Here is an 18,534-nt window from a genome sequence, read left to right as displayed (position 1 = left end):
AAAAGATATATAATAATTAACTTACATGAAAAAGGATTCACATGAGCGGTATTAGCGGTAGTGTAGAGCAAATGACGCAAGGACATTTAAGAAATGTTCAACAATTAGCAGTATTTTACACTGGTCATAATAATATTTACGCAATTAATATAGCAAAAGTTAAAGCTTTTATAATCACAGAAGAAGTAGCAATTAATGATACTCCAAAAGATACTAATGTTATTGCAGGAATTGCAACAATCAGAGGAGAACCTGTAACATTAATCAATCTTGATGCTTGGTTAGGACTTCCAGCATTAGCTGTAAAAGATTATAAACTTATTATCTTTTGTGAATTTAATCATAAAAAAATTGGTTTTTTAGTAAAAGATATGCTTGATATAGTTGAAAAAACAACTCAGGAATTAAGACATACAGAAGAAACAAATTCAAAAATAACTTACACAACATATGTAAAAGTAAATAATAAAGATGAATTATGTACTGTATTTAATGCTGAACAACTTTTAAGAGATATTAAATGGACGGATGATGGTTCTGACGAAATCAAAAAATATGTAGAAGAAAAACTTCATTCTGATAAGCTAATTTTGGCAGCTGAAGATTCAGGTGTTGCTAGAGAAGTTTTAAGTTCATTTTTTGAAGAAACAGGTCTTGATTATGAAATTTATACAAATGGTACATTATTAATAAAAAGATTAGAAGAACTAAATCCTGATAAAATTGGTATGGTAATTACAGATATTGAAATGCCAGGAACTGATGGTTATCAAGTTGCATCATTTATAAAAAATAATAAAAACTTAGCACATATTCCAATCATTGTAAACTCTTCAATGACAACAGATGCAGTAAGAGGTAAAATGAATCAAGTTGGAGTTGATGGTTTTGTTGGAAAAACTGATATTTCAAGTCTTTTTAAATTAACTAAAAAATTCTTATTAAAATAACTTTTTTTAAATAAGATGAGTAATAAAACTCATCTTATTCATATATTTTTTAACCACTCTTCAAAAAATTTAATTTGACTTTCTGTTTGAATTGTCGAAGTTCCACCAAATGAATTTCTTGCATTCATTGAGTTTCTTAAATCTAAGTACATAACAATTTCATCACTTACATTTTTTAACTCTTCATTTGCACTTCTAATTTCATAAATATTTAATTCACTAATATCTTTATTTAATTTATTTGCAAGAGCTACAACATCTTTTGTAATATAATAAGCAGTTCTAAATGGCATATTTTGTTTTTGTACTAAATAATCAGCTAAATCAGTTGCTGTTAAATGCCCTATTTTACAAGCTTGTTCCATTTTTTCAACATTCACAATCATAGTTTTTATAACTTCATTTAAAATTGAAATTGAAATTTCTACTGTTTTAACTGAATCAAAAACTCCTTCTTTATCTTCTTGTGTATCTTTATTATAAGCTAATGGTAAACCCTTCATCACTGTTAAAAGAGAGATTAAATTTCCATAAACTCGACCTGTTTTTCCTCTTAGAAGTTCAGGCACATCTGGATTTTTCTTTTGTGGCATAATTGAACTTGTTGTTGCATATTCATCACTCATTCTTACAAATTGGAACTCATAAGATGACCATAAAATCAACTCTTCCGAAATTCTACTAATATGCATCATTGTTGTACTTATATTAAATAAAATTTCTAAAGCGAAATCTCTATCTGATACTGTATCCATTGCATGAAGTGTAGGAGAAATAAATCCCAGTTTAGAAGATGTTAATTCTCTATTTATATTGTGTGGTGTTCCAGCAAGTGCAGCACTTCCTAAAGGACAATAGTTATTTCTATCATAAGAACTTTCAAATCTTTCATAATCTCTTTTAAACATATTTGCATAAGCTAATAAATGGAAACCAAAATTAAGAGGTTGAGCATGTTGTAAATGTGTCATTCCTGGAATTAAAGTTGTTGTATATTTGCCTGCAACATTTACAAAAGTTTCAATTAACTCTTTTAATTGCTCTTTTATACTTAAAGATTTATCTTGAACATAAAGTCTAAAATCTGTTGCAACTTGATCATTTCTACTTCGTGCAGTATGAAGTCTTTTTCCAGGTTCTCCAATGATTTCAGTAAGTCTTGTTTCAACAGCCATATGAATATCTTCATAAGCTAATGTAAATTTAAATTCTCCACTTTCAATCTCTTCTTTAACTTGTAAAAGTCCAGTTTCTATTGCTTTTTGCTCTTCACTTGTTAAAATACCTTGTTGAGCTAACATTTGTGAATGAGCAATACTACCTCTAATATCTTGAGCATAAAGTTCTTTATCAAACATTATTGAAGCATTGAACTCATCTAAGATTTGTGCATTTGTATTTTTTAAAATCTGATTATTTTGATTTGCCATTTGGTTTCCTAAAATTATAATGTGCCTTTAAATTGTGGCAACATTATAACACAAGTGATATTATTTAAAAGAAGAAAAATCCATAGGATTAGTTTTTGAGATATTTATATATTTTTTTACTGCTATCATTGAATTTATAAAAAACAAAATATTTGATATTAAAAATATAATTGAAGCAAAATAGATAAAAATATTTTGAAAATATGCTATTACAAAAAATATTATTGAAAGAATATGAAGAAAGAAATGAATCCTTATATATTTTTCATCTATAAACTCTCTAATTGTTGGAATAGAAAAATATCCTTTTGAATTTAAATGAAACCATGATAAAAATGGAATTATTTTATAAACCATTCCTTGTAAAAGAGAATATAAAAATCCAAAAGCAAAAATGATTGCTAGAACATAGTTTGTATCAAAAATATCAAATAACCAAATAATCATACTTATAAATAAAGATATTAAAGAAAATTTCCAATACCATAAGGTCACATCAAAAACAGGTCTTTTTCTATTATTTAAAGATTTTAAAGCAAAATATGTAAAGAAACAAATCAATAAAACAAATAAAATTTTTAAAATTAAAAAATTTATATCAAAATAAAAAAATAAAAAAGAGATGAAAAGTAAAATAAATATTAATACTGGAAATTTATGTTGAATAAATTTTGGAAAATCTAATGCAACATAAAACATAGGAATAACTTGAAAGGAAACACCCATTATAAGTAAAAATGCAAAACCAAAAAATCCAAATAAAATATGTATATTAATAAATGCAAAATAATGCTCACCTAAATTTAAATTTATGTGACAAACTGCCAAATAAAATCCAAAAATAAAAGTAATTATTCCAGCTAGTGAAAAAAGCCTCATGGCTTTTACTGTTGAAGTCATAAATCTTACTTGAAATAAAAGTTTTATTGAAACAATAAAAAAAGTAAGAAAAGAAATAGATAAAAATAATACACCCATATAAAGTAAAAATTTCAACTCTAAAATAAAAGAGAAACTTAAACCTAAAGTTCCAATGACTAAACAAGAATGTACAATATTTGCAAATACTTGTGGTTTTTTAATTATTGCACCTGCAAGAACTGGCATCATTTGTTGCATCGCTCCAAAAATTATCATTGTTAAAATTCCCAAAGTAAAAAGATGAACAACTCCTACTGCAAAATGTATGTATTGATTTGATACTTCATCAAAAGGGAAAATCAAAAAAACTAAAGATATAAGTACTCCAAAAAAAGGAGCACTTAGAAAAAACCGAAATGGGATAGAAATAGGTGGTGCTTGGTCAAGACTTAGACCTTGATTAAACATAATTATAAAGCCTTCATCTTTTCAATAACTGAATTTACTAAACTTCCAAGATGTGCATCAGCCATTTTATAAAGCATTTGCTCTTCTTTCATATTATGTTGTTGCATTAACATCATCAAACTTTCACTAACTCCAAAAAAATGATTTTTATCTTTTTTCTCAATATCATTTTCTAATACACTTAAAAGTTGCCTCATTTGATTATGTTCCATTGTCATAATCATAGTTGGACCTTGAGTCATACCAGTTTTTTCTTCAAAGGTTGGAAACATTACCTTTTCTTCCATATCAAAATGATGTAATAAATCAAAAGAAAATTTTTGTATTTTTTCTTTTGCTTCTTCCCAGTTTTGAATTGCAACACTATTTTCTAAACTTGCAAAGCTTTCATCACAACATCTATGATCAGTTGTTAAAAATTCTGAAATCGTATTCATAATATCTACCTTATTATTTTTCTTAAATTATAAAGTAATTAAAAATCTTTTTAATTGATATTAATCAATACTATTTTCTTCTTCCTCAATTTCTTCTATTGCATCTTTTATAATATATAAAAGTTTACTTTTTGCATTATTTTCATCATTTTCTGGAACATCCCAACCAATAATTGACATATATTTATCAACTAATAATTTAACATCATCTACGATAGCATCGTGAAGTTGAGCCAATTCTTTATCTTGTGCTGTCATTTTTATTCCTTTTTATTTTTATTATTATTAATTAATTGCTATAATTAGTAACATTAAAAGTATAAGGTATTATTATTTGGTAAATATTAAAGAACTAACAAAAGATACACTTTTTCAATTAAAAGAAGAAAATATCGCCACTACGCCTGAACACTATTTTATAGAATTCAAAAAACAAGCAAAATTAAATAATGTAAATTTAAAAGAATTTGAATTATTTGAAAAAATAAAAGAAAATTTAACAGAAGAAGAAAAAAAATCTTCAAAACTAGAATCTTTCAATGATTTAGCAAATATCTTAATACAAAGAACAAGTACTGAAGAATTAAAACAGTTAGTTGAAGCACTTAATGATATTTTAATACCTTCTGTTGATTTTAGTTTTATTGAAGATATTGAAGAATTTATCCTGAAAATTTTAAAAGATCCTAAAAAATTAACATCAACTGACTCTATTTCAAAATTAAAAGAACTTTCAAAACATAGAATAGACGCAGATAGAAAAGTTTTAAAAGATAAAACAGATGACATAGTAAAACTTACATCTTTAATGAGTAGATATTTTGACAAAACTTTAAGTGAAGGTGAAAATTCAACAGAAGAAATATTAAAAATAAAAGATGAGTTAATCAATCTGAATATATCAAATTCTTCACATAGAGAATTAAAAATTGTACAAAAAAAACTTATAGATACTATCTATAAATTAGAAAACTCTATAAAAGAAAATCGTAAAATTATTACTAATAGTAGAGAAAAATTTGAGCATTTAAATAAACAAATAGAAGATCTTCAAAAAGAGTTAGTTTTAGTTAAAGAAGAACATCAAATTGATTATTTAACTAATATTTTAAATAGAAGAGCTTATCATCAAGAAGTTGACAAAATGGAAAAGAAATTTTCGATTTTTGATGCAGATTATGCAATAGTTTTTTATGATATTGACCACTTTAAAGATATAAATGATAAATTTGGACACTCATGCGGAGATTTAGTTTTAAAAAGTTTTGCAGGTATTTTGAAAGATTTAACAAGAAAAGAAGATATTATTGCTAGATATGGTGGTGAAGAGTTTATCGCACTTATTAATTATCAAGAAGAAGTAGAAGTTCAAAGATATTTAAAAAGAGTAAAAAAAACTATTGAAAACTGTAATTTTATATACAAAGATATTGAAATAAAAATAAAATTTTCAGCAGGAATTAGTTATAGAAATAAATATGATTCTTTTCTAGAAGCTAAAAAAAGAGCCGATGAGTTACTTTATGAAGCTAAGCATAAAGGAAGAGATAAAATAATCTTTGATAATGGAATAGAGATATAAAAAGATTATTCTATTAAGATAGAATAATCTTTATTATATTTGCAATCAGCATAAAAATTAATACAAAAATCAAAACTTTTTTTATAAAAACTTCTCCACCTTTAATTGCAAAATGACTTCCAACATAAGAACCTAACATATTTGAAATTGCCATAGGAATTGCAATCATCCATAAAACTTTTCCTGCCATTATAAAAGCAATAGCAGAACCTACATTTGTAGCTAAATTTAAAGGTTTAGTTGACGCAGTTGCAATAATATAATCTAAATGTAAAAACTTTTTCATAGAAATAGTCAAATAAGTTCCCGTTCCAGGTCCTAAAATACCATCATAAAACCCTATTGGTGCAGTTGCTAGTATTATATTTTTATTCGTTAATTTTGTATTTTCTTCAGCTATACTTTTACTCTTTTTTAATAAAAAAAATAGTGCAATTGGAATTGCTATTAATATTGCCCATTTTATAACATAATCTGGAATATACATAACAAGTTTACTTCCAATGTAAGAAGCTAATAAACAAGGAATCAAACCAATAGCAACAATTCTAAATGATATTTTTTTACTTAAAAAATATTTTATTGTTGCCATTAAAGTTCCAAATAGAGATGCAATTTTATTAGTTGCTAAAACAAAAATAGGAGGAATACCACTATAAAGTAAAACAGGAACTTGTATCATTCCTCCTCCACCAGCAATAGAATCAATATAACCTGCAACAAATCCCGTAATCATAAAAATAATAATCCACAAAGTGGTTATTTCTTGTAAAAAATCCATATATACTCTTTATTTTTTTGCGAAGTATATCAAAAAATTATATAAAAGTTATACAAAAATTTCATAAAATAATATTTTTTATGACCATAATTGTAATTTTGGAAGATGTGCAACTGCTTTTAAAATATTTGTTTGAGAAACAATTCCTAATAAAATACCATCCTCATCAACAATTGGTATTGCTTCAAGTTTAAAATCTAACATCACTTTTACAACTGTTCTTACTTCAGAAAGTGGTTCAGATGTTATTACTTCTGGAAGATAAATATCTTCTATTTTTTTATTTAAAATTGATTTTATATTTTCAATATCTTCCATCAGTAAATTAAGTATTATTTTTTTATTAATCATTCCAATTATTTTTTTCCCAAAATCAATAATTGGAGCTTGTGTAATTTTATTATCTTTCAAAAAATTATACGCATCTTCAATAGTTGCTTTATTATCCAATGAAAAAACATCTCTAGTCATAATATCTTTTATATAATATACAGGTTCAAGAGTATCAATATTTGCCATTTTTTTATATGAATTTAAAAATTCTTTTTTTTGTTCTTCTTTTTCTTCATTTGAAAAACTTTGGATTAATCCCTCATCAGGTTTAAATCTAGTTTTATCTAATTCATCAACATTTTTTAAATTATATAAATTATCAACAGTACTTCTAAAACCTACTCTTCCATTATTATATATTGCAAACATATTTTACTCCTTATTGATAGTATGATGATACAGATTATTTGATAAATAGTTAATAATTTTTTCAAGCTATAACTTTTTTCGAATTAAAGATTAGATTTCCTATTAATTGAGTATCTTTTTGTTTTATCCAAAAGTCTTCATTTGCAACAATGATTAATCTTTTTTTCGTTCTACTTACAACTGTGTTTATTAGATTTAAACCTTTAAAGTTTTCATTTATAGTATTTGTAAAAAACATTCTTCTTTTTCCACTATTTGAATCATCTACAACACTAAAAATCACATTGTCCCATTCACTTCCTTGGGATTTGTGTATTGTCATAATATTTTCAAAATATTTTCTACCTAAATGCTCTTTTAGCAGTTTCACTTGCTTTTTATATGGAGTTAATATAACAAAAGATTTTCCTTCAAACTTTTTTACTAACTCTTTTATTATAATTACTTCTTCTAAAGATGAACGCTCAATTGCTTCATCTACATTTGAATTACTATCTATAAAAAATAGATTTGTATCAATATTCAAAGCTGACTCAAAACCAAATTTATAAACAAATTTATTTAAAATTTGTGCTAAATTTTTTCCAAATCTATGAGTTGAAAGTAGATTTACTTGTGATGTTTTTTCAAACTTTGGCGTTGTATTATTTGTAAAGTCAAAATAAATCTCTTCAACACTATTTTTCAAAAAAAGTGTCTCAAAGAAAAGTGCAGATTGACTCCATAAAAAACTCTTTTTATATGAGTTTATATCATCTGTTTTTATTTCACTAACAGGTGGAAGCTGCATATGGTCACCCAAAAATGTAATTGAACTATTAGACTTAAATAAACTCAAAGCCTTAATTGTTGACATATATCCAGCTTCATCACAAAAGATATGATTTACTTCAATATTCTCATTTATTGTGTATTGAATATATGCATCAATAGTCATTGCAATTACTAAACTATTTTTTACTCTTTGTTTTGTACTTTGTTCAATCAATAAATCTTTTTCATCGATTAAAAAAGCTAATTTCTCTTTTAATTTTTTATCATCAAAATTTTTATGATGTATATCTAAAGCTTGATTTATCAACTCATCATTTGTCTGCATTACTAAAGTTTTGATTGATTCTAAACTTCTTTTGCACCAAAGATTTAATTGGGATATTTTTTGATTAATTTGAAGTTGTTTTTCATCTAGATTTGTTTGAGTTAAATCTTTAAATATCTCATTATAAATCTTTTCACTTTTTATTATTTTCTTACAAAGTGTTAATATTTCAAAGTTTTCTTGATTTATTTTTTTTATCTTTTCATCTTTATTTTCTAACTCTTTTCTAATACAATCTATATTTACAACTTCTTTTAATCTATTTTCTTCAATAAGTTTTTCATCATAATTTATACAATAATTTTTTTCATGTTTTTTAATCGCATCTTTTATCATTCTTGAATTATTTGAAAAATGATAAGCTTTTAAAGGTAAAGTTAAAAGATTTATCAAAGGTTGAAGATACTCTTTTTCATTTTCAAGTTTTATAATTTTTATTTTGTTTTCTTGAAGTTTTGAAAAATGCTCTAAGATTTTTTCTAAATCTTCACTGATTATTCTACCTTCTCGATATTTAATCACTCTACTTAATATATTTATCTCATTTTCAAGTGATTCTAAAACTCTTTCTATTCCTTTTGTTTCACAAACTTCACTATATTTATCAAAAAAATCTTTTGAAGGAATTCCTATTCGTAAAATCTTTTCATTTTGGATTTGAAGTTTTTCAGTATTTTCTAAAACTCCAAAAAGTATCTGTTCTAAGGCAATATTCGTTGGAGCAACAATCAAAACTTTTTTATTTGAAGTTATATAGTTTATCAAAGCAGTTGATAAAACAGCTTTTGTTTTTCCAGTTCCAGGAGGTCCCCAAATGTAAGAATAAGAATTTTTAAATATAGAACTTACAGCTTCAATTTGATTTTGATTTAGTTTTGTATCTTTTAAAATCTCTAAATTTGGTTTTAAATCAAAAGTTAATTTATCATCAAAAGTAAGTTTATGTGAATTTTTTTCATACCATTCAATCAAATTTTTAATCAAAAAAAGTAAATCAGTAACAACAAAAAAATCATCACTTTTTATCTTTTCAAATTCAATATCAGGATTTAAAACTTGAACATACAAAAGCCTATTTTTTTCATCATACTCTTTGATTAAAATATCTTTTTTATTAAAGTAATATTCATTTGTTTGATTGTTTTTATAATAAGTCTTTTCAAAATCATAAATAGCTTTTTCGAGTTTTATTTCATAGAGTTTTGGTGAACTATCTTTTTGGTATTTTATAGATACAACTTTGTCTATACTTTTTTCATTGTTTTCACTATATTTTTTTACATATTCATAATAAAATTGTGCCTGATTTAGGCATAGTTCTTTTAACTTTGCTATTTCCATCTGGGATTTTAACTTAGAAAAATTTACGTTTTTGTTAAAGGCTTTATAACAAATTTTACATTACTATTTTCCAATGAATAAAACACTATATTTTAGCTATGAAAAATTGGATTTTTTAGAACTTAGATACTCAATATCAAATCAATGTTATAAACAACATATTCATAATAGCCTTTCAATTGGTGCAATACTTGATGGACAAAGAATCTATACAAATAAAAATAAAACTATAACTTTAGAAAAAAATCAACTAGCTATCATAAACCCAAATACTATTCATAGTTGTAACTCCTCTTCAAAAATTGTAAATAAAATTTATATGTTATATTTAGATAAAAACTGGTGTTTTGAGCTTCAAAAAAGTATATTTCCAAACATAAATGAGTTTATTCCTTTTTCAAATGAAATATTAAAAAATAAAACTCTATATAAAAAGTTTATAACTCTTTGTGAATTACTATTTTCAAATGCTTTGATTTTGGAAAAAGAGAGTTGTATTATTGACTTTTTTTGCTCTTTATACACAAAATATAACAAAAATATACAAATAGAGTTAAAAACCAGTGAAAAAATTGAAAATATCATTTTATATATGAAAAATCATCTAAAAGAAGATATTAGTTTAAATTGTTTATCAAAAGAGTTTAATCTATCAACTTTTTATATCATAAAACTTTTCAAAAAAGAACTTAATATTTCAGCTCATTCATACTTTATAAATCTAAAAATTGAGTTTGCAAAAGAGTTACTAAAGAAAGGTTTTTCCATAGTAGAAACTGCCCTTGAATGTGGCTTTTTTGACCAAAGTCATTTTCATAGAAACTTCAAAAAAATAGTTGCAATTACTCCAAAAGAGTATCAGGACAATTTTATACAATAATTAATTCTTCTCTTTTTATACAATCTTCAAAATAAAAGGGGATTTATGGAAATAGAGATTTATTTACAAAGTTTTTTTATACTTGCTTTCGCTCATTTTTTAGCTTTGATTAGTCCTGGAGTTGATTTTTTTATTATCATTAATTCAACTATAAAAAATGGTAAAAGAGCTGGAATAATAGTAGCTTTTGGAATTGCCATTGCAAATTTAGTTTATATACTTTTAGCTCTTTTTGGAATTATGTTTATAAAAGACAATCTATTTATTTTTAACTTTTTAAAACTTTCAGGTTGTGTGTATCTATTTTATATTTCATATTATTTATTTAAATCAAAGAGAAAAAATTTGTTTGAAAATGTATCAAAAAATAGAAAAGTTGACAATCACCTATCAAGTTTTTTCAAAGGCTTTTTAAGTGCCATTTTAAATCCTAAAAATTTTATCTTTTATTTTTCTATGTTTAGTATAACATTTCAAAATAATACACCTTTTTTTATTCAAACTATTTATGGTTTATGGATGTTTTTTGCAGTTCTAATTTGGGATGTTTTTATAGTTTATATTTTAAATTTAAAAAAAATAAAACAACTTTTTAATAGATATATTTATCTAATAGAAAAAATCTCTGCAGTTTTTCTTACGTTTGTAGCTTTGATGATAATTTATAAAATATAAAAAAAGGGACTTGAAAAAACAAGTCCCTTTTTTAAATTAAAAAATTGGAAAAATCAGATTGGTAAAACTCTTAAATTTTCATCAATTTTTTGTTGTAATACAGATTCAATTGCAAATAAAGTTCCTGTACTTCCAGACGAACATCCTGAACAAGAACCTAAATATCTGATATAAATATCATAATGTGGTAGATTTTCTTTGATATCAATAATCTCCATATTTCCACCATCCATAACTAACATTGGTCTAATGTCTGAATCTAAAACTGAATCAATAGTTTTAATTCTTTGAACTAATGTCATTTTATCAAATGTTAATTCACCAGCTGCACTTGCATCTGCTGCTGTTTTTAATTTATTATGTTCCATTTCAGCTCTAACATCTTTTAAAATATCTACTAAATAGATATCTTTTGCTTCATGTCCACCTGGTTTAATACATGATTTACAAAAAGCTCCTGCTTTTGTATAATCTGTAATTTCTTCAACAGTTTTTAAATCATTGATTTTGATTACTTCTTTTAAAGTAGCTAATGAAACCCTTGCACATTCGCAAACGATTTGCTCTTCCTCAAAAGATTCCATATCAACACCTTTGTATTCAGCTGCTGCTTTTTTGATAACATCATAAGCCATAACCGAACAGTGCATTTTTTGAGGTGGAACAGCTGGAACATCAGGAGTATCTCTTAATGCAAATTCAACATCAATATTTGTAATTTTTACAGCTTCATCAACTGTTTTTCCAATACATAATTCAGCCATAACATCAGATGATGCGATTGCAGTACCACAACCAAAAGATTTAAATTTTGATTCTAAAATTTTATCTGTATTTTCATCAACTGCCCAATAAAGTCTTACAGCATCACCACATGATTCCGCTCCAAAATCTGCAACAATTAATTTTGCTCCAAGTTCTGCAGCTTTTTCTTCAGTAATTTCCCCTTGATGTTTAGGGTTGTTCATTCTATTTACAACTTGATTTGAGTATTCATCCCAAATCGATCCGCTTATTAAACTATTTTTTGCCATCTTATTTTCCTTTAAATATTATTCGATTTTCTATTATAATCCAGACTTATGACACGATGGAGCATAAGCATAAGAACTTGAAATTGCTCTAAGTCTAGTAACTGCTTTTTTAATAACGTCTATTGCATAATCTATTTGCTCTTCAGTATTAAATCTACTTAAACTAAATCTAACTCCTGTATGAGCTAATTCACTATCACTTCCAAAAGCATTCATAACTGGATTTGCTTCTAAATCTTCAGAGGCACATGCACTTCCTGTACTTGCACCTATTCCTGCTTGATTTAAATCCCAAAGCATTGATTCACCCTCTACACCTCTAAAAGAGATTAAAGTTGTATTTGGAGTTCTGTTCTCTTTTCCACCAATAACAATTGTTTCAGGTAATTCTAAAATTGCTGCTTCTAATTTATCTCTTAATTTACTAACATGATTTTTTTCATAAGCAATTGCCATAGTAGATGTTGCTAATTTCATAGCCCATCCCATTCCAACCATTGAAGCCACATCAACTGTTCCAGCTCTTAATCCACCCATTTGCTCACCACCGTGAAGTAAAGGAGTTAAAGAGAAACCTTTTCTTACATATAAACCACCAACACCTTTTGGTCCATGGAATTTATGAGCTGAGAATGATAAATAGTCTACATTACAGTCTTGAACATCAACTGGAATTTTTCCAATAGCTTGAGTTGCATCTGTATGAAATGGAACTCCTGCTTCTTTACAAATTGCTCCTATTTCTTTGATTGGGAATATTTTTCCTGTTTCATTATTTGCCCACATAATTGATACTAAAGCTGTATCTTCTTTTATAAAATCTTTAACTAAAGAAGCTTCTAAAACACCCTCTTCATTTACAGGTAAATAAGTTACACTTACACCTTGAGACTCTAAAAATTTACAAACAGCAGTAATAGATGGATGTTCTACTTCACTTGTTATAATGTGTTTTTTATCACCATTTAAAATTTTATCTATCCAAATACCTTTTAAAACAGTATTATTACTTTCTGTTGCATTTGCTGTAACGATTACATCATCTTCATCAGCTGCGTTTATACCTTCATATAAAAAATTTAATGCTTCAACCATTTTAGGATGAGTTCCAGCTCCAAATTTGTGTAATGAATTTGGATTTCCATATATGTCGCAGAAAAATGGTTTCATTTCTTCATAAACTTTGGGATCTACTATTGTTGTTGCGTTATTATCTAAATAAACTTCCATTTTTATCATTCCTATATTTTTTAATTCTATTTGCAATAACTATTCCAAAATTAATTGTTACAAATAAAAACTTTTTCGTATTTTAATGAAAATAGGATAAATCTTGTCTTAATTGTTTTTATCTTATTTATACAGTAAGTTTTATTATACTAATCAAAGTTTTAAAACCCGCTATTAAATGTGGCTAAATAGTTTACAATTTCATCTTTTCTATCTTTTAGAGTTGAGATTTTTAAATACTCATCATAAATTGTTCCATCTTTTCTTTTATTTTTCAGATGTCCATCCCATTTTCCATCTTTTCTTAACCTATTCCACATATTTTCATAAAACTCTTGATTTTGTAAACCAGAATTTAATATTGATGGATTTTTTCCATAAATATCATTTAATTCATATCCTGTAATTTGAGTAAAAGCTCTATTTACTAAGATTATATTGTTGTTTTTATCACAAATAATAATCCCTTCTAAAGCTTGTTCAAATATTTTTAATGACAATTCTACTTTAATTTGCGCATTTTTTTTATCTTTAGATTCTTCAATTAAATTTTTATATAAATTTTCTAAAGCATTATGTAATTTTCCTATTTCATCATTTGAAACATTTTTCAAAAATTTTACTTCTTTATTGTTAGTAATATCATCTACTATTTGATTTAACTTATTAAGTGGTTTTGAGATTTTATTTGATATTATAATTCCAATTATCGCACCTAAAATTCCTAAAAATACGCTTATTAAAAGAATTAAACTTGTATTTTTATGAGCTATTTTAAAAGCTTCATCAACTGGTTGTCTAACTATTACTTTCCAAGAAAAACCTTTGTACTCTTCAAATCCTTTACTTACACTACTTGCAGTTAGATATTTAACATTATTATTCCAATTTAGAATTTTAAAAGATTCTTCATCTGTTTTAAGTAATTGAGCTACATTTAAAGATATATCTGAGATATTAGCTCTTTCAGTATTTTCAGGTCCTACTAAAATCAATCCATCTTTAGATAATAAAAAGATTTCTACACCATGCTCTTGTTGAATACTTCTTATAACATCTCTTGTCCATTGCCAAGTTAAATGTGTACATAAAACACCAAGTGTTTTACCATTTTTATTTATAACTGGAAATGCCACATCAGAAAAATAAATAGCTTCACCACTATTATTTGGTAATAATTTAGCCAATAATAAAGCATCATGAACATCGCCAATATAAGGACCATTTAAACCATTTGGATGCCAAGGTCTAGCTTTTACATTTTTACCTTCTAAATAACCATTTGTTCCAACTTCAACTGTTCCATCAAGAAGTGCATAACCTATCCATTCATGGTGATTATAATTATCTTTGATTTTTTGAATCAATTCTCTTTTTTCGTTTATTGAACTATTTTCATCTGTCATTATTGGTAAAGATGCAGCAAATCTGATTTCTCTAAATCTTTCTAACATCTCTCTATCAAGAATATCATTTACTCTTTTTGATAACTTAAGCAATGATTCACCTGAATTTACTTCAAGTTGTTGTGTTGATATATAATTAGAATAAAATCCTACCATTAAAGCAACTATAAAAGTTAAAACTCCTACTAAAAATGAAATCTTTAAACTAAAACTATTTTTCATAACATACCTTATTGTAAATTCTTTTTGTCTAAAATTATTGAAAAACAAGCACCTTTATAACTCTCAAAATTGTAATCAAAAGTTCTATTTTCAACCAAAATATTTCCATTAAATTTTTTAGTGATTATTTCATAAGCACTATATAATCCTAAGCCTATTCCCGATGAATTATGTTTTGTAGAAAAATATGGTTCAAAAATCTTTTCAATTATATTTTTTGGGATTCCCCCTGCACTATCTTGTATTTCAATAATAATTTCATTTTTTTCTTCTTTCATTTCAACAAGAATTACACCTTGTTTCGTAAAATCTTTTGCATTTTTTAATAGATTTATAAGTACATGTTTTAAATCATTTTCATAAGTAAATAATTCTATATCGATTAAATTTTCAATTAAAATTATATTTTTTGCATTCAAATCTTCTTTGAACATTGCAGTACATTGTAAAATTGTATCTTTTAAATTAAAAGCTCTTTTTTCTAAACTTTCATTAAAATAATTTCTAAAATCTTCTATCGTATTTGATAAATAAGTAGTATTATGTAGTATTCCATCCAAACTTTCAAAAAATTCTTTGTCCTCTAAAATATTAACCTCTTTTTTGAGTTTTAATCCACTTGCTAAAACAGATATAACACTTAAAGGTTGTCTCCATTGATGAGAAATATTTTGTATCATTTCACCAAGAGCTACCATTTTTGTCTGTTGAGATAAAATATACTCTTTATTCTTTTCTTCTTGTATTTTTTTGTATCTATAATTTATATAAAAAACAAAAATTATAGAGATTAAAATTAATATCAAAATCATCTTATGATAATTATTCATAACTTGTTTTATAAAATCTGAATTTTTATATAAAACCATATAAGCTGCATTTTTTTCATTTTGAGTATTTTTTATTGATAAAAATGAAATTGCAATATAATTTCCATTTATTTTTTTATAAATTGAAAAATTTTCACTATTTTTCATTTTTATTTTAATAAGATTTCTTTCTTCATTTGTATAGAAATTTTCATTTGTAAAATGATTTAACTCTTTAGTTTTATCTTCTTTATATAAATATTCATCATTTTCATTACTAATGTCAAAAATTTTCAAATACTCTTTAAAAACTCTTTCTTCAACGATAGATTTTTTAATTAAAAAATGAACATCAACATCAAAACTTGTTTCAAAATTTTTTTCAAAAAAATCTGAGCTAACAGATAATTCAACACTTCCTATATGAAAAAGTTTTTCATCAAAAAGAGGATATACAAATCTAAATCCATCAACCATTTTCCCTATTTCATAACCATATACTGGTTTTAAATTTTCATTTACTTCTTTTACACTAAATCTATCTTTTGTTAGATTATCTCCAAATTTATCTTTTTCGTGCATTCTTAAAAAACTTGTATTATCTGGGAAATGAAAATGAATTTGATAAAATTTGTACTCTTTTAATCTAATATAATCAGATATTAATTTTTGATACAAACGTTCTCGATAAAAGCTTTGAAGTTCACTATCTTGTTTATATGCATATTTTACTAAATCATAAATTTCTGGTTTATTTATAATTCCATAAAAACTATTTTGAGAAAGTTTGTTAAAATTATCGTAAATAGTATCATATTGTGTTGCATATAATTGTTTTAAATTAGTTAAATAAGTTTGTATCTCTTTTTCTAACTGAAATTTAAAATAAAAAAAAGATGTGAATAATAAAAAGAAAAAAATAACAATTGTTAAAATTGATTCTTCTATAAAATTTCTGAATTTTTCTATGTGCATTGTGGCTTTCAATTATAAGTTTTTTTAATCTTATAACAAATTTTATTAAAATTTTATTTGAAATAAATAATATATTTTGAAAATAATCTTTATTAGATTTATATAATTTTTATAAAATAATTTATCTTTACATTGTATACTACTTTATGATAGTATTCTAAATAGGATAATTTTTATCTTATTTAAAAAATTAATATTATATTGGAGAAGTCATGAGTGAGAATCAACAAATACATGACGTAATAAATAAAGAGTATAAACTCGGATTTGAAACTTTAGTTCAAAGTGACACTTTTGAAAAAGGTTTAAATGAAGATGTAATAAGAGCCATAAGTGCAAAAAAAAATGAACCATCTTGGCTTTTAGATTTTAGATTAAAAGCATACAAAAAATGGCTAAAGATGGAAGAACCAACTTGGGCTCATTTGAAATATCCAAAAATTGATTATCAAGATATTGCTTACTATTCTGCTCCTAAACGAGCTTTAAATTCTTTGGATGAAGTTGACCCTGAAATTTTAAAAACTTATGAAAAACTTGGTATTCCACTTGAAGAACAAAAACAACTTGCAGGTGTTGCAGTTGATGCTGTTTTTGATTCTGTTTCAGTTAAAACAACATATCAAGAAGAGCTTGAAAAATTAGGAATTATATTTTGTTCAATCAGTGAAGCAGCACATAAATACCCTGAACTTGTTAAAGAATATTTAGCAAGTGTTGTTCCACCAACTGATAACTATTTTGCAGCTTTAAATTGTGCAGTATTTACTGATGGTAGTTTTGTATATATTCCACCTAATACTAGATGTCCGATGGAACTTTCAACTTATTTTAGAATAAATGCTTTAAATACAGGACAATTTGAAAGAACCTTGATAATCTGTGATGAAGGAAGTTATGTTTCTTACAATGAAGGATGTTCTGCTCCAACAAGAGATGAAAGACAACTTCACGCAGCTGTTGTTGAACTATGCGCTTTAAAAAATGCACAAATAAAATACTCAACTATTCAAAACTGGTTTCCAGGTGATGATAATGGAAAAGGTGGAATATTAAACTTTGTAACAAAAAGAGGTTTATGTAAAGGTGATAACTCTAAAATTTCTTGGACACAAGTTGAAACTGGAAGTGCAATCACTTGGAAATATCCTTCTTGTATACTTCAAGGAGATAATAGCGTTGGAGAGTTTTATTCAGTTGCAATTGCCTCAAAAGCACAACAAGCAGATACTGGAACAAAAATGGTTCATTTAGGTAAAAATACTAAATCAACAATTATTTCAAAAGGTATTTCTGCAATGCACGGAGTAAATGCTTATAGAGGACTTGTTAGAGTTGGAAAAAATGCTTCAAATGCAAGAAATATTTCTGAATGTGATTCACTTTTGATTGGAAATAAATGTCATGCGCATACTTATCCATATCATGAGATAAGAAATAGCAGTGCAAATATAGAACATGAAGCAACAACTTCAAAAATTTCTGATGAACAACTATTTTATTTAAATCAAAGAGGAATTGCAGAAGAAGATGCTATTGCTATGATTGTAAATGGTTTTTGTAAAGAAGTTTTAAAAGAATTGCCAATGGAATTTGCAGCAGAAGCAAAAGAGTTATTAAATATATCGCTTGAAGGAAGTGTGGGATAAATT

At 25.3% G+C, this 18,534-nt stretch carries 16 protein-coding genes; 5 read left to right on the top strand and 11 right to left on the bottom strand.

Annotation, left to right across the window (positions count from 1 at the left end):
• The first annotated feature begins 41 nt into the window (after positions 1–41).
• Positions 42–950: a chemotaxis protein CheV gene (locus ADFLV_RS03875; protein ID WP_014473478.1), complete on the top strand. Its 909-nt coding sequence runs from the start codon at positions 42–44 to the stop codon at positions 948–950.
• 38 nt (positions 951–988) lie between these two features.
• Here ADFLV_RS03875 and argH read toward each other — a convergent pair whose 3' ends face one another.
• From argH to ADFLV_RS03855, 4 genes are read right to left on the bottom strand one after another with little or no spacing between them, the layout of a single operon-like run.
• Positions 989–2,380: an argininosuccinate lyase gene (gene argH / locus ADFLV_RS03870; RefSeq protein WP_129011022.1), complete on the bottom strand. Its 1,392-nt coding sequence runs from the start codon at positions 2,378–2,380 to the stop codon at positions 989–991.
• A 60-nt stretch (positions 2,381–2,440) separates the two neighbouring features.
• Complete coding sequence (locus tag ADFLV_RS03865; protein WP_129011023.1) at positions 2,441–3,709, bottom strand: hypothetical protein; 1,269 nt, start codon at positions 3,707–3,709, stop codon at positions 2,441–2,443.
• A 2-nt stretch (positions 3,710–3,711) separates the two neighbouring features.
• Complete coding sequence (locus ADFLV_RS03860; RefSeq protein WP_129011024.1) at positions 3,712–4,146, bottom strand: hemerythrin domain-containing protein; 435 nt, start codon at positions 4,144–4,146, stop codon at positions 3,712–3,714.
• Positions 4,147–4,206: 60 nt separating this feature from the next.
• Complete coding sequence (locus ADFLV_RS03855; protein ID WP_129011025.1) at positions 4,207–4,404, bottom strand: hypothetical protein; 198 nt, start codon at positions 4,402–4,404, stop codon at positions 4,207–4,209.
• Positions 4,405–4,480: 76 nt separating this feature from the next.
• Here ADFLV_RS03855 and ADFLV_RS03850 point away from each other — a divergent pair, with 76 nt between their 5' ends.
• Entirely contained in the window at positions 4,481–5,728 is a 1,248-nt protein-coding gene (locus ADFLV_RS03850) for a GGDEF domain-containing protein (protein WP_129011026.1), read from the top strand.
• Between the two features lie 13 nt (positions 5,729–5,741).
• On the opposite strand, the gene ADFLV_RS03845 is transcribed toward ADFLV_RS03850, so the two are convergent.
• The 3 genes from ADFLV_RS03845 to ADFLV_RS03835 all read right to left on the bottom strand — a co-directional run bounded on the left by ADFLV_RS03845 (position 5,742) and on the right by ADFLV_RS03835 (position 9,651).
• Complete coding sequence (locus ADFLV_RS03845) at positions 5,742–6,509, bottom strand: sulfite exporter TauE/SafE family protein (protein WP_014473472.1); 768 nt, start codon at positions 6,507–6,509, stop codon at positions 5,742–5,744.
• A gap of 78 nt (positions 6,510–6,587) precedes the next feature.
• Entirely contained in the window at positions 6,588–7,211 is a 624-nt protein-coding gene (locus ADFLV_RS03840; protein WP_014473471.1) for a CBS domain-containing protein, read from the bottom strand.
• Between the two features lie 61 nt (positions 7,212–7,272).
• Entirely contained in the window at positions 7,273–9,651 is a 2,379-nt protein-coding gene (locus ADFLV_RS03835) for an AAA domain-containing protein (protein WP_129011027.1), read from the bottom strand.
• A gap of 73 nt (positions 9,652–9,724) precedes the next feature.
• Here ADFLV_RS03835 and ADFLV_RS03830 point away from each other — a divergent pair, with 73 nt between their 5' ends.
• Both ADFLV_RS03830 and ADFLV_RS03825 read left to right on the top strand, forming a co-directional pair.
• Complete coding sequence (locus ADFLV_RS03830; RefSeq protein WP_129011028.1) at positions 9,725–10,531, top strand: AraC family transcriptional regulator; 807 nt, start codon at positions 9,725–9,727, stop codon at positions 10,529–10,531.
• A 45-nt stretch (positions 10,532–10,576) separates the two neighbouring features.
• Positions 10,577–11,206, top strand: a complete 630-nt coding sequence (locus ADFLV_RS03825; RefSeq protein ID WP_129011029.1) for a LysE family translocator — start codon at positions 10,577–10,579, stop codon at positions 11,204–11,206.
• A 53-nt stretch (positions 11,207–11,259) separates the two neighbouring features.
• Here the strand turns inward: ADFLV_RS03825 and ADFLV_RS03820 are convergent, their stop codons facing one another.
• The 4 genes from ADFLV_RS03820 to ADFLV_RS03805 all read right to left on the bottom strand — a co-directional run bounded on the left by ADFLV_RS03820 (position 11,260) and on the right by ADFLV_RS03805 (position 16,882).
• A complete protein-coding gene (locus tag ADFLV_RS03820) occupies positions 11,260–12,240 on the bottom strand; it encodes an iron-sulfur cluster assembly scaffold protein (RefSeq protein WP_129011030.1) in 981 nt (326 codons plus the stop codon).
• 33 nt (positions 12,241–12,273) lie between these two features.
• Complete coding sequence (locus ADFLV_RS03815) at positions 12,274–13,470, bottom strand: NifS family cysteine desulfurase (RefSeq protein WP_014473466.1); 1,197 nt, start codon at positions 13,468–13,470, stop codon at positions 12,274–12,276.
• A gap of 161 nt (positions 13,471–13,631) precedes the next feature.
• Positions 13,632–15,098: a PAS domain-containing protein gene (locus ADFLV_RS03810; RefSeq protein ID WP_129011031.1), complete on the bottom strand. Its 1,467-nt coding sequence runs from the start codon at positions 15,096–15,098 to the stop codon at positions 13,632–13,634.
• An 8-nt stretch (positions 15,099–15,106) separates the two neighbouring features.
• Positions 15,107–16,882, bottom strand: a complete 1,776-nt coding sequence (locus ADFLV_RS03805) for an ATP-binding protein (RefSeq protein WP_129011032.1) — start codon at positions 16,880–16,882, stop codon at positions 15,107–15,109.
• A 212-nt stretch (positions 16,883–17,094) separates the two neighbouring features.
• On the opposite strand from ADFLV_RS03805, the gene sufB reads away from it, so the two are divergent.
• Positions 17,095–18,531, top strand: coding sequence for a Fe-S cluster assembly protein SufB (sufB, locus tag ADFLV_RS03800; RefSeq protein WP_129011033.1), 1,437 nt, complete (start codon positions 17,095–17,097; stop codon positions 18,529–18,531).
• The last annotated feature ends 3 nt before the right edge of the window (positions 18,532–18,534 follow it).

The organism is Arcobacter defluvii (assembly GCF_013201725.1).
Taxonomy (GTDB): Bacteria; Campylobacterota; Campylobacteria; order Campylobacterales; family Arcobacteraceae; genus Aliarcobacter; species Aliarcobacter defluvii.
The sequence above is the reverse complement of the archived record's forward strand: the minus strand, read 5'-3'. Positions and strand labels throughout refer to the sequence as shown.